Genomic DNA, 25,588 nt, shown 5'->3' on the forward strand with positions numbered 1-25,588 from the left:
TTTCTATTGAATTTATACTTATAAATAGTTATTCACCGTTTTGAGTATCACTTTCAGTGCTTGAAGGCAATTCTTTTGTTTCTTCATTCTTGCTTTCAATACTCTTGGTTTCATTGTTTTCACTTTCGGCCATTATCTCTTCTGAACGTGATGCCCACGGGCGTTTGCCGAATATAGCTTCAACGTCTTCCGCAAAAATCACTTCTTTTTCTATAAGTAATTCGGCAAGACGGTTATGACCTTCTTTATGTTCCGTAAGAATTCTTTTGGCACGGTCATATTGCTCGGCAATCATCTGCTTCACTTCACTGTCTATGAGTTCGGCTGTATGTTCGCTGTATGGCTTATTGAAACTGTATTCATCATTGTTGTAATAGCACAAGTTTGGAAGCTTGTCACTCATACCGGCGTATGCAATCATGCCATATGCCTGTTTGGTCACTCTTTCCAAATCGTTCATTGCACCTGTAGAGATTTGTTTGATAAACAATTCTTCAGCCGCACGTCCGCCCAAAGTAGCACACATCTCGTCCAACATCTGTTCCTTTGTAGTTATCTGTCTTTCTTCAGGCAGGTACCATGCTGCACCTAAAGCTCTTCCTCTCGGTACTATGGTTACTTTAATCAATGGATTGGCATATTCAAGGAACCATGATATAGTGGCGTGTCCTGCTTCGTGCAAGGCTATAGATCTTTTCTCGGCAGCTGTCATGACTTTTGTCTTCTTTTCCAATCCTCCGACTATTCTGTCAATTGCAGCCATGAAATCATCTTTACTTACCGAAGTCTTGTTATGTCTTGCAGCGATAAGTGCGGCTTCATTACATACGTTGGCAATGTCGGCTCCACTAAATCCCGGTGTCTGTCTTGCCAGCAAATCTATATCTACAGTATCATCAAGTTTAAGAGGGCGGATGTGTACACCGAATACCTCTTTTCTTTCGTTCAGGTCAGGTAAATCTACATGTATCTGTCTGTCGAAACGTCCGGCTCTCAACAAAGCTTTGTCCAATATATCGGCGCGGTTTGTAGCTGCAAGAATGATTACGCCACTGTTTGTTCCGAAACCGTCCATTTCGGTAAGAAGCTGGTTAAGAGTATTTTCTCTTTCATCGTTACCTCCCATGTTAGGATTTTTTCCTCTGGCACGACCTACGGCGTCTATTTCGTCAATGAATATTATACATGGAGCTTTTTCCTTGGCCTGACGGAACAAATCACGTACTCTTGATGCACCGACACCGACAAACATTTCCACGAAATCGGAACCGGACATAGAGAAGAATGGTACGTCAGCTTCGCCTGCTACGGCTTTTGCCAAAAGTGTTTTACCTGTTCCCGGAGGGCCTACAAGAAGTGCTCCCTTTGGAATCTTACCACCTAGCTCTGTATATTTCTGTGGCTGTTTCAGGAATTCTACAATTTCCTGTACTTCCTGTTTTGCGGCTGTCTGACCTGCAACATCCTTGAATGTCACTCTGTTGGCTCCTTTCTCGAACAGTTGTGCCTTACTTTTGCCTACATTGAATACATTGCCTGCACCACCGGCATTGCCTGCACCACCCATTCTACGCATTATGAATATCCATAATCCGATAAAGAAAATTATAGGCAAAAGATTCCAGAAGATAACGCCAAAGTAGTCATTCTCTTTTTCGTATCTTATTGAACCTGTAAAGTTCCCGTTTTTCTGTTCTTCATCGAGGAATTTGTCCAATGATTCCATTGAACCTACCTGTATTTTTACAGATGGACTTTTACCAACTTTAGGAGCGTCTTTTTTGAATACATCTACTATATTTTCAGGTTTGATGTACATCTCTACAGAATTATTGTCGTATGCAATAATCTTGTCCGCATATCCCTTCTTGACCATTTCCTTGAATTCTGTATAAGTAATTTCCTTACTCATACTTCCTTCATCGCTGGTGATATATAAGAAAGCTATGGTCATAGCTATTATTATATATAACCAACTTAAATTTGGTCTGGGCATATTTATTTTTTGCTTATTTGAATTATTGTTCATGTTTCCTTTTTAGTGAATTGATTATGTGATATTAGTCTATATCCGGTATGCGGGTTAATTTTGCATCAGCCCATAAATGTTCCAGATTATAGAAATCTCTTTGTTCCGGTAAGAATATGTGTGCTATTACGTCGTTGTAGTCCATTGCTACCCATTGTGCATTTTTAGTTCCGTCGATTGCAAATGGTTTGATGCTTATTTCGTTTCTGACGTAATCCTTTATTGATTCTGTAATAGCCAGTACTTGACTTGGTGAATTTCCATTACATATTACGAAATAATTGCATATAGTATCTTCTATGTCAGAAAGATCTGCTATTACGATGTTTTTACCTTTTTTTTCCTGAATACCTTCTATGATTTTTTCTAGTAATTTTTTTTCTTCGTTCATTATTCTAAAATACAAACTTTTAAGTTAATATACATAATATATGGCAAATATACTTGCTTTTCTGTATTCCACGAAATATAGATGAATTTTTCTTTTAGATTTTGTATTTTTTAGAGTGAATTTTGAGTTTGTCCGTCATGACAAGGCGAAAAAACGCCCTTATTCATATTTTTTTTGAAAAAAAAAGGACAAAAATGTTTGAAACTAATGAAAAAGTTGTACCTTTGCAGCGTCAAACAAAAAATGACTTGCTGACAACAATTTTGGGCTATGGTGTAATGGTAACACAACAGATTCTGGTCCTGTTTTTCTAGGTTCGAATCCTAGTAGCCCAACTTTGTAAGACAATTTAAATTATCAGAAATTGGGTTATGGTGTAATGGTAACACAACAGATTCTGGTCCTGTTTTTCTAGGTTCGAATCCTAGTAACCCAACAAAAAAAGAGCAGTTTTTACTGCTCTTTTTTTGTTTTTGTACATTAATATAATAGCGAGCTAAGCTCGCTATTATAATTTATTTGTTTATAGCTTCGTCGATAGCTTCAATCTTTTTCTGAGTCAACAGTAAATCATTTTTCAGCTTCTCTATTTTTCTGGCAATGTCGTTTACCAATGAATTGCCTTTTTTAGATGACGAATTTAAGAAACCTAAATTGTTTTCGTATGTTTTGATTTCGTTCTTTATTCTTTCGTATATTCTAACGAGCTTTTCTCTTTCCTTATAAAGATTGTTCTCTTTGCTTAATCCTGATTTATAGCTGTTCAGCTTTTTCTCTGTGGCAGAAAGATTTGCCTTGTCAAATATCTTGTTTACAAGGTTATGGAACTCTTTGTATAATCTGTCCTTGTCCTTAAAAGGTACGAAACCTATGCTGTTCCATTCGGAAATCAGTGATTTGATCTTATCTGCTATGGTTTCATCGTATGTCTCGGTCTTTTCCAGTTCTTCAATTTTTTTAAGCAATTCCTCTTTCTTGTTCAGATTTTCCAGCTCTTCTGAACGTTGTGATGAAGTTGCTTTTGATTTCTGTTCGAAGAAATAATCGCAAGCGCCGATAAATCTTTTCCATATAGAATCTGAATACTTTTTAGGTACAGGACCTATTGTCTTCCATTCTTTTTGCAGTTTGGTCAAAATCTCGGCAGTCTCTTTCCATGCTGTACTGTCTTTCAATGCTTCTGCTTTTTCGCATAGCTCTTTTTTCTTTTCCAGGTTTACAGACATGTTTTCTTTGGCTGTTTTAAAGAATTCTGCCTTACGTCTGAAAAATTCGTCGCATGCAGCACGGAATCTTTCGAAGATTTTCAGATTCATTTTTTGTGGAGCATATCCTATTGTTTTCCACTTGGCCTGCAGTGCCAGTATTTCCTGTGTCTTGTCTTCCCAGTCTGTGAAAGTTGTGAATTTGTCATATTCCATGGCTTCTGCTATTTCGCAAATCACAGTTTTCTGGTCAAGGTTGTTTTGCTCCTGCTCTTTTAAATCCTCAAAATGTTTCTGGTGTCTCTTGTTTACGTTTGTAGAAGCAGCTTTAAATCTTGCCCAGATGCTTTCACGCATTTCTTTTGCCACAGGACCGATTTCCCTGAATTCCTGATGAAGCTTTTGCAACTGATGGAATGCTGAAATTACGTCAGGTTCGTCGGCAAGCTTTTCGGCAGCTTCGCAGATACGTGTCTTTTGTTCCAGATTTTTCTTGAAGTCATACTCTCTGAATTCATTGTTCAGTTTGAGCATGTCGTAGAATTTTTCTGTATATAATTGGTAAGTCCTCCAGATTTCGTTGATCTTATTTGCCGGAATGAGCTTTATTTCATTCCATTCCTGCTGCAGATTTTTGAATTCATTGTAGTTCTTCCCTGCATCTTCTGACAGTTCTGTAAGATTTTTCATCTTTTCCAGAATTTCCATTTTCTTTTGCAGGTTCTCCTCTTTTTCTTTTTCTATTGCAGCTATCATGGAATTTCTTTTCTCTTTTATTTCTGCCAATACGGATTTAAGTTCTGCTTCCAGAGGATCTGTGGTAGGAACAAAAGAGTTTGCATCGCCGCCCGATTCGATAAATGTTTTGCGGTTAGCTTCCTGTTCAGCTTTGTGTAGTTTGTAAAATGTCTGTTTAAGGAAGTCTATTTCCTGTTTTTCAGCTTCACAAGCATTGTTGTTTATCTCTTTTAAACGTTGTATAACCTCTTCTTTAGTCTGTTTAGGTTCATACTTAACGTTATCTGTTGTTTGATCAACAGTAGGAACCAAATTTTCAGTCTCATTTTCCTGAATTTCGGTTAGTGGGCGGTTTGTTTCATTAACTTCCATGCGTATATAGATATTTAAGAATGTTTCTTTTAAAAACGTTATAATTACAAATTAAAGAAATAATATTTAAAAAACATAATATTGTCTTGGTTATTTTACCAAATAGGGTAAAAATGTATTATAATCTTTAATTTTTTTTGTTTTTTCGTTTAATCAAGTTCTGCAAATTATGACAGCAACACTGTTATTCCCATATATAGCATCATACCGATGATGTCGTTTGTGATGGAGATGAAGGGACCGGTTGCGATTGCAGGGTCTATCTTTAGTTTTTCTAGTGTCATAGGCACTAATGTGCCGAAAATGGAAGCGAACATTACAACGGCAAATAAACTGATTGATACAGAATAGCTTACTGTGGCTGTTGCTCCAAAACGAATGAAATTATATATATAAACCAGTAATGATATGATTGAGGCATTAATAAGGGCGACTACCGCTTCTTTTGCTACTTGTTTGAAGGTATTTGCAGAATCCAGTGAACTGTTTGCCAACCCCTGTACAACAAGCGCCGATGACTGTGTTCCGACGTTTCCTCCTGTTCCACCTATCAATGGGATGTATAGGGCCATTTCAGGATGGGCGGCAAATGTAGAGTCGAAGTTACCTAATATCATTGAGTTGCCGATACCTCCCAGCATACCGATAAGAAGCCATGGCAGACGTGCCGTGGTCTGTCTGAAAACGTTGTCGTCTGATTCTACATCCTGAGAAAGACCTGATGCCAACTGGTAATCACGTTCAGCCTGTTCACGTACCTCATCCATCACATCATCTACGGTGATACGTCCTACAAGGCGTCCGATACTGTCAACTACCGGTACTGCCACAAGGTCATATTTCTCAATTATCTGTACCACTTCTTCTATAGGAGTATCCACATGTACTGAAACTGGGTCTTTTTTCATTACATGTTTGACTTTTGATACAGATGGACTTGTTATCATTTTCTTTAGTGGGAATACACCTCTCAGACGTTCGTCGTCATCTACTACATATACATAATAGATTTCGTCCATGTCCTCAGCCTGAATTCGCATTTCCCTCAGACATTCGGGCATACTCCAGTTTTCTTTTACGGTAACCATTTCCGTACCCATCAAACCTCCGGCGGTATCTTCGTCGTATTTCAGAAGGTCAACGATGTCTCCGGCCTGTTCAATGTCTTCTATATGTGAAAGGACCTCTTCCTGTTTGTCCTCGTCCATCTCTCGGATGATGTCAACGGCATCGTCCGAATCCATATAGTCAACAAAACGTTTAGCGATAGTTTCCGATGGCAGTATGTCAAGAAACTCTTTACGGGCATCTTCGTCCATTTCGACGAGTACGTCCGCGGCTGTTTCATTATCTAGCAGCAAGTATATAAACCTTGCATTTTCAGCATTAAGTTCATTGCATAGTTCTGCTATGTCGGCAGGATGTAAATCATTAAGAAGCTCCTTTACTTTGTCAGGCTCCTTATTCTCTATTAATTCCGTTATTTTTTTGATTTCTTCGCTGTTCATCCTGGTTAGCTTTTAGTGGTTACGTGTATAAAAACTCTTATAACTCTAGATTGACAGATGCTGTATTGCTGTCCAAAGCCTTTTCCACCTTATTGGTCAGTTCGATAAATTCATTGACAGACAACTGTTCCGGTCGCTTGTTGAATATAGGCTCGGCGCTTAAAGGATTGTCTTTTGCCAATATCGGCGAAATTGAATTGCGTAATGTCTTTCTTCTCTGATTGAATGTGGTCTTTACAATTTGCTTGAACAGTTTTTCGTTGCACCCCAAATCTTTCGTATCATTCCTTTTCATTCTGATTACTGCGCTCTTGACTTTTGGTGGTGGATTGAAAACGTGTTCATGTACGGTGAATAGATATTCCACATCATACCATGCCTGGATCATTACACTAAGGATGCCGTATGTCTTGTTGCCGGGCTTGGCGGCAATTCGTTCTGCCACTTCCTTTTGAATCATTCCTGTACAGCATGGGATAAGTTCCTTGTTGTCAAGCATCTTGAAGAATATCTGGCTTGAAATGTTATACGGGTAATTGCCTGTAAGGACAAAAGGCTTGCCGTCGAACAGGCTTGTGAGATCCATTTTCAGGAAATCCTTTTCTATAATATTCTCACCCAATTCACCAAAGTTCTCTTTAAGATAAGCTACTGATTCAAAATCCAGCTCAACAACTTTTAAAGGTCTGTTTTTAGGTATCAAATATTGTGTCAGGACTCCCATTCCCGGTCCGACTTCTAGTACGGGGATATCCGGACAGGCATCAATTGTGTCTGCTATGTCTTTGGCCACTTGCAAGTCCTTGAGAAAGTGCTGTCCTAAAAATTTCTTTGGTTTGACTAATTTCATCCGTATTCAAATATTTCTTTGTGATAATGTGATATTTATTCAGTTAAGCTGTGTATATTTGCATTGTGCAAAGTTACATAATAATATCTAAATAATTTCAGATTTTGGAACGAAGTGATTCAAAAAAACTATTAAATAAGTTGTGGCAAGTTTTTTTGCCTGTAATTCTTGGAGCAGCTATTCTGGTATGGACATATAAAGGCTTTGATTTTAAGAGGGTGTGGTCCGTGCTTAATTCTGAGGTTAATTACTGGTGGATGCTCTTCTCGCTTGTGTTTGGAGTTTTTGGGCATTTGTTTCGTGGCTGGAGATGGAACCTGTCATTGGCTCCGTTGGGTGAGTATCCAAAACCGGCCAACAGCGTATATGCTATATTTGTCTCATATGCGGCAAACCTTGTAATACCAAGAATAGGTGAAGTGTCCAGATGTGGAATTCTGGCTAAGTATGAAGGCGTTTCGTTCTCTAAATCCTTAGGAACTGTGGTTACCGAACGTATTATAGATTCTTTGTGTGTATTGATAATAACATTTGTAACCCTGTTGTTGCAGTCCGGAATATTTGCCCGTTTTATGAAGGAAACAGGTACTGACACCTCGTTTATATTTCATCTTTTTACATCGACCAATTTTTATATAACTCTTGCCTGTATATTTGCATTTCTGATATTATTGTATTTTCTGTTCAAGCGAATTTCTGTTTTTGCAAAAGTAAAAGGAATCTTGAATGACATATGGCTCGGCTGCCAGTCTTTGCGTCATGTTGATAACATTGCTTTGTTTGTAGCATATACGTTAGGTATATGGATATGCTATTTCCTTCAGTTTTATGTGGCATTTTTCAGTTTTGACTTTTCGTCTGATCTTGGACTGATGCCCGGGCTGGTAATGTTTGTTGTGGGCAGTATAGCCGTGGTTGTTCCTACTCCCAACGGGGCAGGACCTTGGCACTTTGCAGTAATAACAATGATGATGATGTACGGCGTAAGCAAAGATGATGCTGGAATATTTGCACTTTTAGTGCATGGAATTCAAACTTTTTTACTAATTTTGTTAGGTATATATGGATTAGTGGCATTGCCGCTTACGAATAAACAAAATAAACCCATAAACTCATAATCAAAAAACAAACTCTATGAGCGAAATTCTTTCTTTAGCTCCACAGAATGTGTGGAAACATTTTCATTCAATTACACAAATTCCTCGTCCGTCAGGACATCTGGAAAAGATTCAGGCTTTCTTACTTGATTTTGGAAAGAAGGCTGATGTTGAAACATTCCAGGATGAGGCAGGAAATATCATTTATCGCAAACCGGCTACTCCGGGAATGGAGAACCGTAAGACTGTAATTCTTCAGGCACACATGGATATGGTTCCTCAGAAGAATAAGGAAACAGTTCATGATTTTGAAAAAGATCCAATCCAGACTTTTATTGATGGCGGATGGGTAAAAGCTAAAGGTACTACATTAGGCTCGGATAATGGCATGGGTGTTGCAGCTATTATGGCTGTAATGGAAGATAAATCGTTGAAACACGGTCCGTTGGTAGCTCTTATCACAGCCGACGAAGAAACAGGTATGTATGGAGCCTTCGGTCTGAAGCCTGGTACAATAGAAGGAGATATATTGCTCAATCTCGACTCAGAAGATGAAGGAGAACTTTATATCGGTTGTGCAGGTGGCGAAGATCTTACGGCAACATTGGAATATAAAGAAGAAGAAACCGACCCTGAAGATGTGGCATTAAAAGTCACTTTGAAAGGCCTACGCGGAGGTCATTCCGGTATTCAGATAGGATGGGGACATGCCAATGCCAATAAACTCATGGCACGTTTCCTCAATCAGGTTATCACATACGATGAGGCATGCCTCGTATCATGGGAAGGCGGAAACATGCGAAATGCAATTCCTCGCGAATGTGAAGTAGTTATAACAGTTCCTGAAACAGAGGTAGAAGACGTATTGGCTTTTGTTGGCGAATGCGAACAGGTATGGCGTGATGAGTTTGCTACTATTGAAGATGGTATAACTTTCACTGCTGAACGTGTGGAACTGCCTAAGATGATGGTTCCTGACGAGATAAGAGATAATCTGGTCGATGCAATATTTGCCTGCCCTAATGGAGTGGAACGCTTTATTCCTACTATACCTGATACAGTAGAAACTTCGTCAAATCTTGCTATAGTGGAGATTGGTGGAGGTAAAGCTGCTATAAAAGTTCTTACCCGCAGTTCGCGCGAATCAATGAAGGATTACCGTAATACTGCTATTGAAAGCTGCTTCTCAATGGCTGGTATGCATGTAGTCCGTTCAGGAGGTTATTCAGGTTGGGAACCTAATGTAAATTCGCCTATACTCCATGCTATGAAGGCTTCATATAAGGCGCAATTTGGAGAAGAGCCTGAAGTGAAGGTTATACATGCCGGACTGGAATGTGGTATTATTGGTGCCGTAATGCCAGGTTTGGATATGATTTCATTTGGACCTACATTGCAGTGTCCTCACACTCCGGAAGAACGTTGCCACATATCTTCAGTAAAGAAATTCTATGATTTCCTTACTGCTACTTTGGAAAATACTCCTGTAAAGTAAGCAAGGTTTTCAAATAAAAACAGCCAGCCAATTCATTGTCAGTAAATGATGAATTGGCTGGCATTTTTTATGGCTTAAAAAATGTAAAATAAAACGTGCGCACATTCGAGTTGAAGCATGCGCACATTCTAACTAAAACGTGCGCACGTTTTGCCTTAAATGTGCGCACGCTTTTTTAAAGCCTTTTCTTGAGATTTTTGATGATAAAAAATTACCCTACATTTACTTTTAAAAAAAGTAGATGCAGGGTGATTACTTGATAATTACTTATGTGGAGCTGGAGGGAGTCGAACCCTCGTCCAAACAAGGAAGCCATATGCTTTCTACATGCTTATCTCTGCCTTCGGTTTTCGTGCATAAGCAAGACCAGAGCCACCCACTTATACCTTAGTCCTTAAATTTCACCGGAGCCGCAGGACTAGACTCAAGCTATTCCCGATTTTGCTGCACCGCTATATCAAACGCTTCGGAACAAGAGCTTTTGAGCGATGTCTCGTTTCTATCACTGTGACAGAAATAAAGTTAATCTACTGTACTTCGATTAAGCAGCGAGAGCATAGTTTTCGTTGCCAGATAATTGTTCAGTAACTGAGATTATAGTGCAAATCACTGACGCACTGCATGCTTACATACCACATCTCTCGCTGTCAAAACCAAACAACCCCAGACGTTAGTATTAAATTGTCTGCAAAAATAATAAAAAACTCTCTAAGTACCAATTCCTATGGATAAAATATATATATATATATTTTTGCTTCCTCAACACATTCTTAACCCTTAACATCATGAATAAAACCAACCAAATTTTTTTCTTATCGGCTTCGTTGCTGTTTATGGGGTGCTCGGCGGTAAATAATAAAGGAAAGGAAGCAGACGGCGTGAATAAGGATTCGCTGGTATTCGTGGCCGGAAGTTATTCCCCGCAGAATGAGGAAGGCATCAAGGTGTTCACATTCGCACAGCATGACGCCGGCCATGGCAGGGCATGACAGGACCCTTGGCTCTGCTCCGTGTTTCGTTATGGCGGACGCGAAGAGGGGCGTGGCTTTCACGGCGAATTATTCCGGCGGAAGCCTGACGGTGTCCGGTGCGGACGGTAGCGGACCCGGGCATATATGTTTTCATCCAAACGGGAAGCGTGCATATGTGATAACGGAGCTGAGCGGTGATGTGGTGGTGATGGATACGGAGGGCGGCCGTACGGTGGAGATAATCCGTACGGCGAAGGCTGACACCGTGGGAGGTGAGGGTAGTGCCGATATCCATTTGTCGCCCTACGGGAAAGCATCCGCGCAATTTCGCCATAACCCCGAACGGGAGGTATATCCTTGTGGCGTGTCGCGACGAGAATGCTATAGAGATATACAGTGTGGATAAGGATACGGGGATGCCGGTTGATACTGGAAAAAGGATACCGGCCAAAGCTCCGGTCTGCGTGAGATGGATAAAATAGAAAGAAAGCAATCTCCCGGGGTGGGGGATTGCTTTCTTTATGCTGTGTGTTATACGTAAGTCTCAAGGAATTTTACTTCACCGTCGGGTGTCACTTCAAGATTTCCGGTAGTGGCCGGGAAAAGAACTGATTCGCCTGCCTGCATGCTGATGCTGTTTCCACGGTCGTCCTTTATCGTGCACGATCCTTCCATGCAGATATAGATTACGAAGGAGTCGAGTCCGGAATAGTCCATGGTCATCCGCCGCGAAAGATGATATACGGATGTGGTGAAATATGGGCACGTCACCAGTTCTACAGGACGGTCCTTGCACGGAGTGTAGGCGGTGCGGTAGTCCGGCTGTACGCTGTAGTCTATTGCCTCTTTTGACAGTTCGGTGTGCAGCTCGCGTGTGTTGCCGTTCTTGTCCTTGCGGTTGAAGTCGTAGATGCGGTATGTGATGTTCGATGTCTGCTGTATTTCGGCTATGAAACATCCGGCTCCGATGCTGTGTATCCGTCCTGCAGGGAGGAAGAATACGTCGCCGGGACGGACGGCATAGTCGGCCAGGGCGTCGCAGATGGTGTTGTCGGCTATCATCTGTTCGTACTGTTCGGGCGTGATGCCGCGGCTCAGGCCCGAGCGCAGGTGGGCGCGGCCTCCGGCATTGTCTATCACGTACCACATCTCGGTTTTGCCCATGGAGTTGTGGCGCCGCATGGCGAGTTCGTCGTCAGGGTGAACCTGGATTGAAAGATCGTCCCGGGCGTCGATGAATTTTATCAGCAGCGGGAACTTGCCTCCGAAGCGTGTGTAGTTGGCTTCGCCCACCAGGGCTCCTTTATATTCCTGAACCATCTGTGTGAGGTTCTTTCCGGCATCGGCCCCGTTTGCCACTACCGATTCGTCGCCGGGGACATCGGATATTTCCCAGCTTTCGCCTACGTTCTGCTGTGTGCTGTCAAGGTGTTTGAACGGAATGATTTTGTCGCCACCCCAGATTGTGGTTTTCAGGATGGGACGGAATTTCAACGGATACATAATTATATGGTTTTTATAGGTTATGATTACGGACGTAAAGATACGTCAAAATTCTTTACCGTGGTTGCTGTCGGGAGGATTTTCTGATAAAAGGACCGGGGCCGTCGCTTCAAGTGGCGGCGGTCCCGGTGTGTGTTTTCCCGTGGGGGTATGTGTATTTCCGTGTTTCCGGAGGATCAGAGAGTCCATCCGGCTGTCCAGTTGTCGTCGGCGGTGACGGCTCCTTTGTAGTCGGTTGCGGTGAAGAATGAGTCGGACGACATGTCTTTTCCTCCGTCTGCTGTACCGATGAATTTGTCTTCAAGAGTGAAAGTGGCGTTTGTCTTGTTGCCTTCGGCTGCCTGGAAGAGGTCGTTGGTATAGATGTTCTGTTTTGATGACAATATGCCTGATATTTCTACGTAGTTCAATCGGGATATTCCGTTTTTCAGCGCGTTTTCCGTGTTCACGGTTTCCACAGTGAGAGGCTGCTCCTTGCCTGTGATTATGGCATTGTAGAGTTCCACTTCGGTGCCGGCACGCAGGCGTACTCCGCGGCCGTCGTTGCCGTTGCCCACAAGTGTCAGGTTCGACAGTACCGGATGTGAGACTGGTGTGAGCGAGTTGTCCTTGTCGTTGCTGTCGCATTCCATCAGGCAGTCGCAGTCATAGCCCAGTGTCTCTTCGTTTTCCTGGTATGCCACCATGAACTGGCCTTTTCCGCACCATCCTTCTGTCCAGTCGAACGAGTCGTCGCTGCAGCTTGTGGCTACCATGTATTTCACGCAGACTGTTCCTCCGAAGAATTCGAAACCGTCGTCGGAACCGCGGTATGCCTGCAGATGATCTACTGAGGTTCCGTTGCCCACGCCGTAGAATGTCACTCCGTTGGCTTCCTTGTCTTCGCTGAATGCATAGCCGGTGTATTCCAGACGGATGTAGCTCAATTTTCCGGAGTTGTCGGCCGCGTCGTCGCCACCGTATGCCGCATCACCTATTTCGGATGTTCCCTTGCCGCCCTGTACGTTGATAGGGGCTTTTCCGCAGATGTGGAGTCCGCCCCATGCTCCGGCTTCTTTCTTTTCGGATGTCATGACGATAGGGTTTTCGGCTGTACCCGCGGCATTGATTTTGGCTCCCTGTTCCACCAGGATGTAGTCAACGGTGTTGTCGTGTTTGGCAATGATTGTCACTCCTTCTTCTATGGTGAGTGTGGCAGGGCTTTTCACTGTGTAGTCGCCTGTCAGATAGTATGTCTTTCCTGCAGCCAGGGTGACATCGGATGTCACTGTGCCTTTCAGCTCTTCTATCTCCTGAGCTTCCGATCCGCTTGAAAGTGTCCATCCTGCTGTCCAGTCGTTGTCGGCAGGAACGGCTCCGCGATATTCCGCCGCGTCGAAGAATGAATCTACAGTGCTCATATTCCGGCCTCCTTCGGCTGTACCGACGTAGAATGATCTGAGTATCGGTGTGAGGTCTTTCACTTCGTTGTTGTTTTCCGCTGCGAGGAAGTCGCTTTGTGTATAGATGTTTTCCTTGCTTGTGAAACCTGAACCTATAGTGACGTAGTTAAGCTTTGACTCGCCGTTTTTCAGGGCGCTTTCTGTAGGTTCTGTCTCTACTGTGAGGCATTTTCCCTTGCCTGTGATGATGGTGTTATAGAGGCCTACCTTTGTTCCGGCGCGAAGGCGTACACCCTGTGCTGTTCCGCCGTTGCCCACAAGGGTTACGTTGGCAAGTGTAGGGAACGATACCGGAGTGGCCGCGAAGTTGGTGCTGTGGTTGTCGCATTCCATCAGACAGTCGCAGTCGTAGCCTATCTCGTCCTTGCTTCCCTGGTATGCCACGAGGTACTGGCCTTTGCCGTTCCAGCCTTCTGTCCAGTCGAACGAGTCGTCGCTACAGTCGGTCACTACCGCATGGCGGATATTTACCGAGCCGCCGAAGAACTCGAAACCGTCGTCGGAGCCCATGAAGGCCTGAACGTAATCCACTGTAGTTCCGCTACCGACGCCGTAGAATGTGATACCGTTTGATTCCTTGTCTTCGCTGAAGGCATAGCCTGTGTATTCCATACGGACGTAGCGCAGAACGCCGGAATTGTCGTCAGCTTTGTCGCCTCCGTATGTGGCGTCACCTATCTCCGATGTGCCTGTACCCACGTTTGTAGGCGCGTATCCGCAGATGTGGAGTCCGCCCCATGCTCCGGCTTCCTTCTTCTGTGAAGTCATGACGATAGGCTGGGTGGCTGTACCCTGGGCATCGATTTTGGCTCCCTGTTCTATGAGGATGTAATCGACCTTGTTGTCGTGGATGGCTTCAATCTTTACTCCCGGCTCGATCTTCAGAGTGGCTCCGTTCTTTACGTGGATACCTCCGTCGAGAGTGTAGGTTATGCCTGCTTTCAGAGTGACGTCTTCTGTGATATCGGCGTTCAGGAGATTGTCGGCGATGTTGCCGATACCGCCGTCTCCGATAGTGTCTTCTGTACATGCTGTAGTGAACAGCAGTCCTGTTGTTGCCAGTGCGAGAGTGGCAAGTTTCCAATTCTTTTTCATAAAAAGTTTTTTTGAAATGTTTTATTTGTTATGTTTTCAGTCTCTATTTAATTAGCTTCGCTGACTTGCAGTTCCCAATTTTTAATTTTTAATTTTTAATTTTTAATTTTTAATTTTTAATTAAAGCGTATATGAAACTCCTATCTCGAAGCTGCTTCCGCGTTTGAATCTTTCCACTTCAAGTGTCTCGCCTGTCTTTGGAACTTCCTGGCGGAAGATTACAGGCTGGTTGAGGAGGTCGTTGACCTGGAGTTTTACCGATACGCGGCTGTTCAGCTTCATGCTTCCGGCAAAGTTCAGTGTGTGGACTGCCTGCTGCTTTACGTCGCCAAGTCCTGAGATACCTACTGTGTGGATGCGCGGTCCCTGAAGGTTGTAGAGCAGGGCGGCTGATATCTGCCTGTCATCGTCTATGCGCGGGCTGTAGGTCAGGTCGGCGTTGACCAGATAAGGTGATGCTCCCTGCAGTGCTCGCTGGTCGTTGGTATATACCCCTCCTTCGGGAAGCTTCACGTTGGTGTACATGAACGAGGCGTTTGCTCCCAGGCGCAGGTCTTTGACTATTTCCTTGCGGAATTCCACTTCCACTCCGGCTGCCATACCGTTGTCGGCATTTCGGAACGACTGCACTGTGGCTCCTCCGGAGAGTTCCTGGATTCGTTCTATCGGACTCTCGAGGTGCTTGTAGTAGGCGGTGGCGGAAAGCATGTCGCCGTTCTGGCGGAAGAGTTCGTAGCGGAGGTCGAAGTTGTAGTTGTAGCCGTTCTGCAGGTCGGCGTTACCACGTATCTGCGACGCGCCGTATGATTCCTGATAGAGGAACGGGGCCATCTCGATGAACGACGGGCGGGTCACTGTGCGCGAGAATGAGAAGCGCAGGCTGTTGTCGCTGTTCATCTGATAGCGGAAGTTGGCTGCAGGGAAGAGGTCGCCTGTGTTCAGCTCGCTTCTCTCGGGGCGTCCGCCGTCGGTGTGGTAGTCAACCCACTGGCGCGAGTATTCGTATCTCACTCCGAGGTTCAGCAGGAGAGACTCTATCGGATAGTAGTCGGCAAGGATATATCCGGCTATGATGCTGTTGCCTGCACGGTACTGGTCTTTCGGCTGGTTCACCAGATTGATGGTGAGCAGTTCGTTCTCGATGTTCTCCTGATTGATATATTCGCTCGGATTGTAAATGTCTGTGATTGTCGGGTTCAGCTTGTTCAGGTTGTAGTAGAAGCGTGTGGCCTTGTAGTCGCGCTGTTTGTCCTTGTAGGTCACTCCGGCCTGTATCTTGTTGCTGTCGCCGAATTTATAGTCGCTCATGAGGTTTGCCACCCATTCGTTTTCGTCCAGCGATCCGAAGTATCTCATCGTCTCCTGGCGGTTCAGCTTGAAAAGCTCCAGGGAGTTGTCGTCCTGCACTTCGAACATCACCTGGCGTCTGTCAGGTTCGGCGCTCGATGTCTTGCTGTACGAGCCGCTCCAGTTGATGCTCCATGCGTCCTTTATGTAGTGCTTGCCGCTGAGCTGGTGGTTCTGCAGGCTGTAGATGTGCGACACGCTGTTGCTGCCTATCAGATTGTGGTCTTCGTAGTCCACACCCTCGCGGCGCATGTATGTGTCCGAGGCGTTGCGGGCGTAGAAGAAAGTATAGCTCAGCAGATCCTGCTTCCTGAACGAGTAGCCTACGCTGGCAAGTGAGGCCAGCTTCAATTCGTTGGTATAGCTGTCGTACGAGAAGTTGTTCAGTGTGTTTCCTGTGGCTTCAAGCGTGCGTACGTATGCGTCCTTCATCAGCTGCTGTCCGTTGCTCACGCCTATGGATGCCAGCACGCTCAGGTTGTTTCCTGCCAGGTCGAAGTTCTTTCCGAAGCCTATGTTTCCGCCGAACTCAGGCAAGGCTTTTCTTTTCGATACGTCGAATGTGGTGTTGAAAAGCTTGTTGTGGCGGGCATAGTTTTCGAAATCTGTCAGATCCATTTCTGTATATGTGCTGTTCAGCTTTGGAGTTCTGAAGAGAGTTCCTTCGTGATCCATGCGGTACATATCCTGGCCCAGAGTATTGAATTTGCCGCCTGTATTGAATGAAATGTTGAAGAAATCTTCGCCTGTCTGTTCTTTCGTGCCTATATCGATGTGCGCTCCGGAATAGTCGGCGAAAGTGTTTGCCTCATATACCTTGCTCACTGTGATGTTCTTCACTGTGGATGTAGGGAATATGTCGAGCTGGATAAGCTTGTTGTCCGGATTAGGCGATGCTATCGGAAGTCCGTTCAGTGTGGTGGTGCTGTATCTGTCGCCCAGACCGCGCACTATTATCTGTCCTGCCGATGCGATTGATATTCCTGATATCTTTTTCACGCCTTCGGCCACGTTCGAAATACCTTTTGTGCTCATCTCCTTTGCACCGAGGTTCTCTATCGCTACGCTCGATTTCTGTCTCTCCATCATCAGTGCGCGTTCTCCCTCAAGGTTTTTCTTTGCCACCACTGTCACCTCGTCCAGCTGCTGGTTGTCAGTGCTCATGGCTATTGTGATTTCCCCTTTCAGATTCTTATCGACTGTAATACGTTGTGACTGGTAGGCTACGTATTGGATTATCAGTATGTCCCTGTCTTTGACATTACCAAGTTCGAATCTTCCGTCGATGTCCGTAACGGCTCCGGTTGTTGTTCCCTCTATCTGTACGGTTGCGCCTATTAGCGGTTCGCCGGTAGCCTTGTCAATTATCACCCCTTTAACGTCAATAGCCTGCATGCTTACCGCCGCCATCAGCATTGGAGATACAAGCATCAGTTTCTTAATGTCGTTCATTCTTTCTATCCTTTTGTTTTCAGGGGCAAAATTACTTCTGTGGTGTTACTTGGATGTTTCCATATGTTTATAATACGTTTACGTATCGGTTACATATAGGTTACAGCTGATGGTGGGAGAAATAAAAAAAGGATATATCTTTTTTTGTGAGATATATCCTTTATTAATATATGTAACCGATATCGGTTATAGACTGTCAATCCATTTTTTACCGCTCTTTGTATAAGTCCACGCCAAAAAAGCGCCACCTATGATAGCTGTAATTAAAAAAGTAAATCCTAATGCATCCATAACTATATCATTTTAAAATTCTATTTGCAGTAAAAGCAAAAATATAAGTAGAGACAAGACCTAATAGAATTCTAAAAAGCAGCTACCGACTCTATTCCTCCATATACACTGCTTATTATACCAAGCAGGATTATTCCTGCCAGACATACCGCAAGTGAGACACGTGTCAGCCACGGACTGCGGAAGTGTGGCAGCGGGTTGTCATTAGGAGTGATATACATGGCTTTTACCACAAGCAGATAGTAGTAAAGCGAGATTACGGTATTTACAAGTGCCAGGAACACAACCAGCCAGTGACCTGCGTTGAAAGCCGAAGCAAACACGAAGAACTTGCTGAAGAATCCTGCAAACGGAGGAATTCCGGCAAGTGAGAACATGGCGAGTGTCATAACGAATGTAAGGCGCGGATTGGTACGGTAAAGTCCTGCATATGCGCTGCGGCTTACGGCATATTCTGATTTCACTGTCTCATCAGAACGTGAGAGGGCGTTTTCCGGAAGTTCACCTTCAGCCTTGTCTGCATTGGCATATGTTTCGCCCAGTGTATGTCTTTCTATTGCCCCTATAACACCGAATACTGCAAGGTTCGCCACGATATATACTGTCACGTAGTATATCAGTGATGCGGTACCCTGAGTGTTGCCTGCAATTACAGCAAGCATGATATATCCTGCCTGTGATATACTACTGTATGCCATGAATCTTTTCATGTTGTCCTGCAGTATAGCGAATATATTTGCCAGTGTGATAGTCAGTACGATGACGATGCTCAGCATCAGTTCCCAGCGGTCGGACATCGGAGCGAACACTTTTGTCAGGATGCTCATCAGTGTGAAGGCTGCGGCACCTTTCGAGATGACAGACAAATAGCCAGCCACTGCTGTAGGCGCGCCCTGGTATGTGTCCGGAGTCCAGTTATGGAACGGCACAAGGCTCAGCTTGAAGCCCAGACCTGCAAAGAAGAACACCATGGCAAGTATCTGCAGAGGTGTGCCTGTGATGCTTGCTGTCATGTCGGCAAAGTAGGTTGTGCCGCATGTACCGTAAATCAGAGAAAGGCCGTACAGCATCAGACCGGATGAGAACATAGAGTTCAGTATGAACTTTGCCCCTGCCTCGGCGCTGTGGTGCTTCCACTTGTCGAATGCGATGAGACACGCCATCGGGATGCTGGCTAGTTCAAGACCTACGTAGAACAGTATGAAGCTGCCTGCGCTCACCATGAAATACATTCCCAGGAGTGTGCTTATGGTTATTACGTAAAACTCTCCTGCCTTATGGCGTGTGTCAGGAGCCGAAATCCATTCGCCGGATTGCATAAACACGAGGAGTGTTCCTGCGGTAAGTATTGTTTTCACCACAGATGCTACCGGTGTACAGTGGTACATTCCGCCGAAATACTCTCCGGCTGCCGGTTGTATGTTCAGGACAATCTGTATCACCATCAGAGTGCATGCCATAGTCTGCAAAGTCTTGTGGTGAGGTTCTTTCAGAATCAGGTCAGCCAGGAGGATTATCACCATTATGGCCGCGAGACTGATTTCTGCCTGCATTGGTATAAATTGAAACATGTTTTTTTAGTTAAGAATTAAAAATTAATAATTAAAAACGTCGCTCAATTAATAATTAAGAGTTAATAATTAAAAGTGATAGCATCCACCCATTTTTAATTATTAATTATTCATTATTAATTATTATTTATCTCACTATTGCCGAAATAATAGGTTCTACGCTGTAGCTGATTACATCGCTCACCCAGAACGGCGCAAGTCCGAGTCCGGCTACGGCAGCTATAAGACAGATTACGGTAAATCTTTCGTCCCAAGTAGCGTCGGTGAGTTTCAGATGCTCGGGATTTTCGCAAGTGCCGTAAAGAATCTTTCCTACCACACGGAGGATATATACAGCGGTTATCACGATACTCATTGTGGCAATCACTGTGCAGACGCGGTGGAAGTTGTCAGGATTCTGGAATGAACCTACAAAAACAGTCATTTCGGCAATGAAACCGCTCAATCCCGGAAGACCGAGGTTCGCAAGACCGGCAATGACGTATCCCACAGCCAGGAACGGCATAATCTTCATCAGGCCTCTGAGCTGGCGGATGTCGCGGGTGTGAGTCCTTCCGTAAATCATACCTATCAGGGCAAAGAACAATGCTGTCATAAGTCCGTGGCTCAGCATCTGCAGGATGGCACCTGTGGCGCTGACCTTAGTCATCATCAGAAGGGCGAAAAGAACCAGACCGCAGTGACTCACTGAAGAGTATGCGTTGATGTATTTCAAGTCGGTCTGTACCACTGCGCTGAATGCGCCATATACTACAGAGATTGTTGTCAGGACGAGGAAGAAATCACCCCAGATGGCTGCACCGGTAGGCATAAGATACATAGCGATGCGGAAGCAGCCGTAGCCTCCAAGTTTCATAAGTACTCCGGCGTGGAGCATTGATACTGCAGTAGGCGCCGAAGCGTGACCGTCAGGGCTCCATGTGTGGAACGGGAACAAGGCTCCCAATACTCCGAAGCCGACAAAAACCAACGGGAAGAACAGACGCTGATATTCTGTAGGTATCTTGTGGTTCACAATCTCAAGGATGTTCATTGTCTCGGCTCCGGCACCATAATATATGCCAAGGATACCGATGAGCAGAAATGCCGAACCACCCATAAGCATGAGGGTAAGCTTCATGGCGGCATATTCCTTCTTTCCGCTTCCCCATACGCCGATGAGCAGATACATAGGGATGAGCGCAACCTCGTAGAACATGAACATGGTGAAGAGGTCGGTAGAGATGAAGAAACCGAAAACTCCGGTGCTCAGAAGAGTGAACCAGAGGAAATATTCTTTCGTCATAGGCTGCAGACGCCATGAAGCGAATGTACCTGTGAATACTATTATAGAGCTGAGCAGCAGCATCACTACAGATATACCATCTACTCCGACAGAGTAGCATATATTCAGCGGCTCATACCATGGAGTGCTTGCGGTGAAGAGCATTTCTTCTGTAGCTCCTCCGTTTCTAAGCCCGATGTAGGCTATGGTGAGCCATACGGAAAGTCCCAGCAGGATGGTAGAACCGGCAACCATTACCGCTCTCACCTGGTTTATGCCTTTTGCCAGCCACAGACCGAGCAGCATTACCAAAGGGACTATTACAAATAAACTTAATATATTCATTGTTTCAATTAATAATTAAAAATTAATAATTAAAAGCTGAAAGCTTGTTGAGTAAATGTGGTTTTATCACAGTAGGATAAGTGCCGCAGTCAGGACGATAATACCTCCCAGGAACCACATGGTGTAAGTCTGAATCTTTCCACTCTGCATAGGCTGTACTGTTTCGCCGGCAGCGTTAGTGCCCCAGGCCATGAAGTTCATGAACTGGTCGATTACGTGACGGTCGAACCATGCAAGAGGTGTAGAGACGCAACGGAAGATAATCTTCTTTGTGACAAACATCCAGACCTCGTCCATGAAGAAACGGCGGTAGGCAGCGTGATGCAGACCGCTGAACTTCTTCTGAAGCATGTCTGCCACAGGCTGAGTCTTTCCTGCATACATCCATGTGGCGATAAGTATCGCTATTACCGCTACGACGATACTTGTGGCAGCTACTGTAGTGTCAAGATGAATGTCGTACGCATGTCCGTTGCTCGAAACGAAATGTCCGAAAGGCATTGCCCATCCTGCCACAACCGTGATGGCCGCAAGGATGATGAGCGGCAATGTCATCACCACAGGACTTTCGTGCGGAGTGTGATGCACATAATTATCATTTGTCTTACCCCAGAAGATGCAATAGTAAAGACGGAACATATAGAAAGCCGTCATTCCGGCAATGACAGTCATTATCCATCCCGCAACAGGGCTGAAGCGGAAGCAAGCCGTAAGAATTTCATCCTTTGAGAAGAAGCCTGAGAACGGAGGAATACCCGCGATGGCAAGGCAAGCTATAAGGAAAGTGATGTGAGTGACAGGCATATATTTCCTCAGTCCGCCCATGAACGACATCTCGTTGCTGTGGACAGCATGTATCACACATCCCGCGCCGAGGAAGAGCAACGCTTTGAACATGGCATGAGTGAACAGATGGAACATTGAGGCCATATATCCCAGTCCGCCTTCGTGAGGGTCAAGGCTTGTACATACGCCCAGTGCCACCATCATGAAACCGATCTGCGAGATGGTAGAGAACGCAAGCACACGCTTGATGTCGCTTTGCACGCAAGCCACCGTAGCGGCATAGAAAGCGGTGAACATTCCGATGTATGCCACCCAGTGAAGAGTCTGCGGAGCGAAGCCGATGAACAGAGGGAACATCCTTGCCACGAGATACACGCCAGCCACAACCATAGTAGCCGCATGAATCAGCGCAGACACCGGAGTAGGGCCTTCCATCGCGTCAGGCAGCCAGATGTGCAGAGGGAACATGGCACTCTTTCCGGCACCACCCACGAACATCAGGCCGAGGGCCAAAGGCAATACCATACCCGCCCTCATCAGTTGTTCTTCGGAAGGAGAGAAGGTGAAAGTCTGCATATAGTAGCCGTAGAGCAGGATACCGATAAGGAATCCCAGATCGGCGAAACGTGTCACGATGAAAGCCTTCTTAGAAGCCGCTATAGCCTCAGGCTTGGTGTAATAGAAGCCGATGAGCAGATATGACGAAACGCCCACAAGCTCCCAGAACACGTACATCTGGAAGATGTTGGTAGCCACCACCAGTCCCAGCATTGAGAAGGTGAACAGCGAGAGGAAAGCGTAATAACGCTGGAACCCGCGTTCCCCTTTCATATATCCGAACGAATAGATGTGCACCATGAGCGACACGGTAGAGATAACCACCAGCATCATCACCGAGATAGGATCCAGCATGATACCCATGTCGATGTGCAGCGACTCCGTGAACGGCAGCCAACTGAAGTTCCACGGCGTAGAGACAGGCAGAAGTCCTTCTGCGGTGCGCTGCGCAGTGAAATATCCCACGGCTGTGATATAGCTCAGCACAGTGACAGCCGCCAGCGACAGAGTTCCTATCGCTCCTGCCACCTTGTGAGGCATTTTCATTCCCGCCAGAGCCAGAACCAGAAAGCTAAGCACCGGCAGGGCCAGTATAAATATAGTATATTCCATGTACATTAAGTTTTTTATCCCTTCATCTCCGAAATGTCATCGGTAAGGATCTTGTTTATATTTCTGTAAACATTGATGATAATGGCTATTGCCACTGCAGTTTCCGCCGCAGCTATGGCTATACCGAACAGGCTGAAGAAATGTCCTTCCAGATGTCCCGGAAAGAGATATCTGTTGAACACCGCGAAGTTGATGTTCGTGGCGTTAAGCATCAGTTCGGCCGAGATGAGCAGTGCCAGCAGGTTCTTGCGTGTGAAGAAACCGTATATTCCGCAGAACAGCATCACTGTACTTATCACGAGATAGTGTATAACGTGTACTTCTATTTCCATAATCCTTTGTTTTTAGTTTCTTTTTCTTGCAATCATAATAGCTCCTATCATGCAGGCCAGCAACAGCACGCTCATGACCTCGAAAGGCAATACGAACTGATACTTTTCTGTTCCGATGAGGGCCTCGCCGATATTCTTCACCGGAAGCTCCACACCCTGTGGAATCATGTTCAGCGCAAAGCCGTTTGTAGCGATTAGGAACATCACCAGTGCCATACCCACAAGGCTGGTCAGCAACACACTGGCCATCTTGCCGCGGCGAATCTTATATTTCATTGTTCCGGAGGAACGTGTCAGCAATATGGAGAACACGTAGAGCACTATGATACCTCCCGCATAGACCATCAGCTGGACGGCGCTCAGGAAAGTGTATCCCAGTATGGCATATATACCTCCCGTGCTGAGAAGCACGAACAGCAGATGTGTAGCCGAGCGCAGTATGCTGCTTGTAGTGACCGCCAGTACGGAAAATACTATGATACAAAGGGCCACAACATAAAATGCTATTTCAAAAAGTGAAAACATGTTTGTTAATTAAAAATTAAAAGTTAATAATTAATAATGTTGCTCAATTAACAATTAATAATTAACAATTAATAATTAAAGGTGATATCATCCACCCATTATTAATTTTTCATTATTAATTATTAGCTTCGCTGACCGTTGGTTAGCTTCGCTGACCGTTGGTTAGCTTCGCTGACCGTTGGTTCATTAAGCGTCATCACCAGCTTCTCCCTTTCGAACACCGCGTTCTCAAAATGGTTGCTGAAGCGTATCGCGTCGTGCGGACAGGCGTTCACACACAGCTGGCAGAACATGCACGAGCCAAGGTCGTATTCATATTTCACCAGGAATTTCTTTTTCTTTCCGTCTTCCGTCTCGCGTGTCTCGCTTGTGATGTGAATGGTTCCGTTAGGACACGCCATCTGGCACAGCCCGCAGGCAATGCACTTGTTGTTTCCGTTTTCATCCTTCGGCATCACCAGCATGGCGCGGTGGCGTTCCGGAATGTGCAGTGTGGTATGTCTGTTTTCCGGATAGCGTTCCGTCACCTTTTTCTGCATGAACACCTTCATCGATGTGCGCATACCCACAAGCAGGCTCTTCACTCCGAAGGCATATCCGTTGATATATTCTTTAAAAGATCCCATAGTTTTTCAGTTTTTAGTTGTTGGTTCTTAGTTTTTAGTTCTAACAACTAGAATCTAACAACTTAATATTAAAACACCAGACCGAACACCTTCATTACGGTCATAATCATTAATACCAGCAGCGACAGCGGCATCAGGTATTTCCATTCCAGTATAAGCACCTGGTCTATTCTCAATCGGGGGAAAGTCCATCTTATCCACATCAGCAGGAACACCACGAAGAAAGTCTTTCCCACGAACCATATCATCCCGGGGATGTAGTCCATCACGGCGTTGAACCCGTCCAGCCCCACAATGTGCAGCGGCATCCATCCGCCCAGGAACAGAGTGACGGCTATTCCGGAAGTGATGAACAGGTTAAGATACTCCGCCAGATAGAAAAATCCGAAGTGCATACCCGAATATTCAGTGTGATATCCCGCAGTAAGCTCCTGTTCAGCTTCCGCCAGGTCGAACGGCGCACGGTTGGCCTCCGCATTACCCGCTATCAGATAGATGACGAACGCCATCACCGCCGGGATATGTCCCTTGAAGATGTTCCATCCGTTTTCCTGATAAGCCACAATCTCCTGAATGTCCATAGTTCCGCACAGGATAACCATGGTGAGCACGCTTATACCTATTGACAGCTCGTAGCTGATAATCATAGCTCCGCTTCGCACGGCTCCGATAAGCGTATATTTGCTGTTACTGCTCCATCCCGCCAGCAGGATACCCAGCACACCGATGGACGAAGCCGCCAGCACGAAGAATATACCGATGTTCATATGCAGGATCTCGCCCCCCTTGTTCCATGGCAGACACGAAAATGTCAGGATTGACGCCATGATCACCAGAAACGGAGCCAGCCCGTACAGGAACTTGTCCGAGTTTTTCAGAGATATAATCTCCTTTGTAAGAATTTTAATTACGTCGGCAGGCACCTGCAGAAGTCCTCCGCGTCCGCCCACACGGTCCGGTCCGATACGGCACTGGAAAGCCGCACACACCTTTCGCTCCATATATATAAGGATAATGGCAAGCACCGCATACATCACCATGATGAACACCCCCACGGCAATACCCTCTATCGTGAAGGCCATCCATTCGGGCATCAGGCTGCACATCGTGCTGTGAATCCACATCAGGAGCGGTTCAAGATTATAATAGTCAAACATTTTATTCAATTAATAATTAATAATTA

At 45.1% G+C, this 25,588-nt stretch carries 18 protein-coding genes, 2 tRNA genes, 1 other RNA gene and 1 pseudogene; 6 read left to right on the top strand and 16 right to left on the bottom strand.

Features of this window, described 5'->3' with window-relative positions; translation table 11 throughout:
• Nucleotides 1–28 precede the first annotated feature (28 nt).
• Both ftsH and rsfS read right to left on the bottom strand, forming a co-directional pair.
• A complete protein-coding gene (ftsH, locus tag NW213_RS03060; protein WP_154043148.1) occupies nt 29–1,996 on the bottom strand; it encodes an ATP-dependent zinc metalloprotease FtsH in 1,968 nt (655 codons plus the stop codon).
• Between the two features lie 64 nt (nt 1,997–2,060).
• Nucleotides 2,061–2,420: a ribosome silencing factor gene (gene rsfS / locus NW213_RS03065; protein WP_154043149.1), complete on the bottom strand. Its 360-nt coding sequence runs from the start codon at nt 2,418–2,420 to the stop codon at nt 2,061–2,063.
• Between the two features lie 264 nt (nt 2,421–2,684).
• Between rsfS and NW213_RS03070 the strand changes: the two genes are divergently transcribed.
• Together NW213_RS03070 and NW213_RS03075 are read left to right on the top strand one after the other, a co-directional pair.
• Nucleotides 2,685–2,755: transfer RNA gene (locus NW213_RS03070), tRNA-Gln, on the top strand.
• 30 nt (nt 2,756–2,785) lie between these two features.
• Nucleotides 2,786–2,856: transfer RNA gene (locus NW213_RS03075), tRNA-Gln, on the top strand.
• A gap of 79 nt (nt 2,857–2,935) precedes the next feature.
• Here NW213_RS03075 and NW213_RS03080 read toward each other — a convergent pair.
• The 3 genes from NW213_RS03080 to rsmA all read right to left on the bottom strand — a co-directional run bounded on the left by NW213_RS03080 (nt 2,936) and on the right by rsmA (nt 7,093).
• The gene (locus tag NW213_RS03080) at nt 2,936–4,735 is read right to left on the bottom strand and encodes a DUF349 domain-containing protein (protein ID WP_258321816.1); all 1,800 of its coding nucleotides are present in this window, start codon (nt 4,733–4,735) and stop codon (nt 2,936–2,938) included.
• A 167-nt stretch (nt 4,736–4,902) separates the two neighbouring features.
• Nucleotides 4,903–6,243: a magnesium transporter gene (gene mgtE / locus NW213_RS03085; RefSeq protein ID WP_235339027.1), complete on the bottom strand. Its 1,341-nt coding sequence runs from the start codon at nt 6,241–6,243 to the stop codon at nt 4,903–4,905.
• 37 nt (nt 6,244–6,280) lie between these two features.
• Nucleotides 6,281–7,093 (bottom strand): 16S rRNA (adenine(1518)-N(6)/adenine(1519)-N(6))-dimethyltransferase RsmA, encoded by an 813-nt coding sequence (gene rsmA, locus NW213_RS03090; protein ID WP_204390485.1) that lies wholly within the window; start codon nt 7,091–7,093, stop codon nt 6,281–6,283.
• A gap of 104 nt (nt 7,094–7,197) precedes the next feature.
• Between rsmA and NW213_RS03095 the strand changes: the two genes are divergently transcribed.
• Both NW213_RS03095 and NW213_RS03100 read left to right on the top strand, forming a co-directional pair.
• Nucleotides 7,198–8,211: a lysylphosphatidylglycerol synthase transmembrane domain-containing protein gene (locus NW213_RS03095; protein ID WP_154043153.1), complete on the top strand. Its 1,014-nt coding sequence runs from the start codon at nt 7,198–7,200 to the stop codon at nt 8,209–8,211.
• 16 nt (nt 8,212–8,227) lie between these two features.
• Nucleotides 8,228–9,685, top strand: a complete 1,458-nt coding sequence (locus NW213_RS03100; RefSeq protein ID WP_154043154.1) for an aminoacyl-histidine dipeptidase — start codon at nt 8,228–8,230, stop codon at nt 9,683–9,685.
• A gap of 269 nt (nt 9,686–9,954) precedes the next feature.
• On the opposite strand, the gene ssrA is transcribed toward NW213_RS03100, so the two are convergent.
• Nucleotides 9,955–10,350: a transfer-messenger RNA gene (gene ssrA / locus NW213_RS03105) on the bottom strand.
• 120 nt (nt 10,351–10,470) lie between these two features.
• Here ssrA and NW213_RS03110 point away from each other — a divergent pair.
• Together NW213_RS03110 and NW213_RS16960 are read left to right on the top strand one after the other, a co-directional pair.
• The gene (locus tag NW213_RS03110) at nt 10,471–10,674 is read left to right on the top strand and encodes a hypothetical protein (protein ID WP_258321817.1); all 204 of its coding nucleotides are present in this window, start codon (nt 10,471–10,473) and stop codon (nt 10,672–10,674) included.
• Nucleotides 10,675–10,705: 31 nt separating this feature from the next.
• Nucleotides 10,706–11,138, top strand: a pseudogene (locus NW213_RS16960) (lactonase family protein).
• A 49-nt stretch (nt 11,139–11,187) separates the two neighbouring features.
• Here NW213_RS16960 and NW213_RS03120 read toward each other — a convergent pair.
• The 10 genes from NW213_RS03120 to nuoH form a co-directional block, all read right to left on the bottom strand.
• On the bottom strand, nt 11,188–12,159 hold the full coding sequence (locus tag NW213_RS03120) for a type I phosphomannose isomerase catalytic subunit (protein ID WP_258321819.1): 972 nt from the start codon (nt 12,157–12,159) through the stop codon (nt 11,188–11,190).
• A 176-nt stretch (nt 12,160–12,335) separates the two neighbouring features.
• Nucleotides 12,336–14,696, bottom strand: a complete 2,361-nt coding sequence (locus NW213_RS16965) for a hypothetical protein (protein ID WP_375338101.1) — start codon at nt 14,694–14,696, stop codon at nt 12,336–12,338.
• Between the two features lie 120 nt (nt 14,697–14,816).
• Entirely contained in the window at nt 14,817–17,495 is a 2,679-nt protein-coding gene (locus NW213_RS03130; RefSeq protein WP_258321820.1) for a TonB-dependent receptor, read from the bottom strand.
• A gap of 362 nt (nt 17,496–17,857) precedes the next feature.
• Nucleotides 17,858–19,357: an NADH-quinone oxidoreductase subunit N gene (locus tag NW213_RS03135; RefSeq protein ID WP_258321821.1), complete on the bottom strand. Its 1,500-nt coding sequence runs from the start codon at nt 19,355–19,357 to the stop codon at nt 17,858–17,860.
• Nucleotides 19,358–19,484: 127 nt separating this feature from the next.
• Nucleotides 19,485–20,966, bottom strand: coding sequence for a NuoM family protein (locus NW213_RS03140; RefSeq protein WP_154043160.1), 1,482 nt, complete (start codon nt 20,964–20,966; stop codon nt 19,485–19,487).
• Nucleotides 20,967–21,032: 66 nt separating this feature from the next.
• Nucleotides 21,033–22,922: an NADH-quinone oxidoreductase subunit L gene (nuoL, locus tag NW213_RS03145; RefSeq protein WP_258321822.1), complete on the bottom strand. Its 1,890-nt coding sequence runs from the start codon at nt 22,920–22,922 to the stop codon at nt 21,033–21,035.
• Nucleotides 22,923–22,936: 14 nt separating this feature from the next.
• Nucleotides 22,937–23,254: an NADH-quinone oxidoreductase subunit NuoK gene (gene nuoK, locus NW213_RS03150; RefSeq protein ID WP_154043162.1), complete on the bottom strand. Its 318-nt coding sequence runs from the start codon at nt 23,252–23,254 to the stop codon at nt 22,937–22,939.
• A 12-nt stretch (nt 23,255–23,266) separates the two neighbouring features.
• A complete protein-coding gene (locus NW213_RS03155; protein WP_258321823.1) occupies nt 23,267–23,779 on the bottom strand; it encodes an NADH-quinone oxidoreductase subunit J in 513 nt (170 codons plus the stop codon).
• 122 nt (nt 23,780–23,901) lie between these two features.
• Nucleotides 23,902–24,405, bottom strand: a complete 504-nt coding sequence (locus tag NW213_RS03160) for an NADH-quinone oxidoreductase subunit I (RefSeq protein WP_258321824.1) — start codon at nt 24,403–24,405, stop codon at nt 23,902–23,904.
• Between the two features lie 68 nt (nt 24,406–24,473).
• On the bottom strand, nt 24,474–25,562 hold the full coding sequence (gene nuoH / locus NW213_RS03165; protein WP_204390494.1) for an NADH-quinone oxidoreductase subunit NuoH: 1,089 nt from the start codon (nt 25,560–25,562) through the stop codon (nt 24,474–24,476).
• Between the last annotated feature and the right edge of the window lie 26 nt (nt 25,563–25,588).

Origin of the sequence: Bacteroides sp. ET336 (assembly GCF_024733815.1) — a bacterium.
Classification (GTDB): Bacteria; Bacteroidota; Bacteroidia; order Bacteroidales; family Bacteroidaceae; genus Phocaeicola; species Phocaeicola cellulolyticus.

What these genes read in the sequence shown, in the direction of transcription:
- ftsH (WP_154043148.1), bottom strand. Translation starts at nt 1,996, where the DNA reads ATGCCCAGACCAAATTTAAGTTGGTTATATATAATAATAGCTATGACC.
- rsfS (WP_154043149.1), bottom strand. Translation starts at nt 2,420, where the DNA reads ATGAACGAAGAAAAAAAATTACTAGAAAAAATCATAGAAGGTATTCAG.
- NW213_RS03080 (WP_258321816.1), bottom strand. Translation starts at nt 4,735, where the DNA reads ATGGAAGTTAATGAAACAAACCGCCCACTAACCGAAATTCAGGAAAAT.
- mgtE (WP_235339027.1), bottom strand. Translation starts at nt 6,243, where the DNA reads ATGAACAGCGAAGAAATCAAAAAAATAACGGAATTAATAGAGAATAAG.
- rsmA (WP_204390485.1), bottom strand. Translation starts at nt 7,093, where the DNA reads ATGAAATTAGTCAAACCAAAGAAATTTTTAGGACAGCACTTTCTCAAG.
- NW213_RS03100 (WP_154043154.1), top strand. Translation starts at nt 8,228, where the DNA reads ATGAGCGAAATTCTTTCTTTAGCTCCACAGAATGTGTGGAAACATTTT.
- NW213_RS03110 (WP_258321817.1), top strand. Translation starts at nt 10,471, where the DNA reads ATGAATAAAACCAACCAAATTTTTTTCTTATCGGCTTCGTTGCTGTTT.
- NW213_RS03120 (WP_258321819.1), bottom strand. Translation starts at nt 12,159, where the DNA reads ATGTATCCGTTGAAATTCCGTCCCATCCTGAAAACCACAATCTGGGGT.
- NW213_RS16965 (WP_375338101.1), bottom strand. Translation starts at nt 14,696, where the DNA reads ATGAAAAAGAATTGGAAACTTGCCACTCTCGCACTGGCAACAACAGGA.
- NW213_RS03130 (WP_258321820.1), bottom strand. Translation starts at nt 17,495, where the DNA reads ATGAACGACATTAAGAAACTGATGCTTGTATCTCCAATGCTGATGGCG.
- NW213_RS03135 (WP_258321821.1), bottom strand. Translation starts at nt 19,357, where the DNA reads ATGTTTCAATTTATACCAATGCAGGCAGAAATCAGTCTCGCGGCCATA.
- NW213_RS03140 (WP_154043160.1), bottom strand. Translation starts at nt 20,966, where the DNA reads ATGAATATATTAAGTTTATTTGTAATAGTCCCTTTGGTAATGCTGCTC.
- nuoL (WP_258321822.1), bottom strand. Translation starts at nt 22,922, where the DNA reads ATGGAATATACTATATTTATACTGGCCCTGCCGGTGCTTAGCTTTCTG.
- nuoK (WP_154043162.1), bottom strand. Translation starts at nt 23,254, where the DNA reads ATGGAAATAGAAGTACACGTTATACACTATCTCGTGATAAGTACAGTG.
- NW213_RS03155 (WP_258321823.1), bottom strand. Translation starts at nt 23,779, where the DNA reads ATGTTTTCACTTTTTGAAATAGCATTTTATGTTGTGGCCCTTTGTATC.
- NW213_RS03160 (WP_258321824.1), bottom strand. Translation starts at nt 24,405, where the DNA reads ATGGGATCTTTTAAAGAATATATCAACGGATATGCCTTCGGAGTGAAG.
- nuoH (WP_204390494.1), bottom strand. Translation starts at nt 25,562, where the DNA reads ATGTTTGACTATTATAATCTTGAACCGCTCCTGATGTGGATTCACAGC.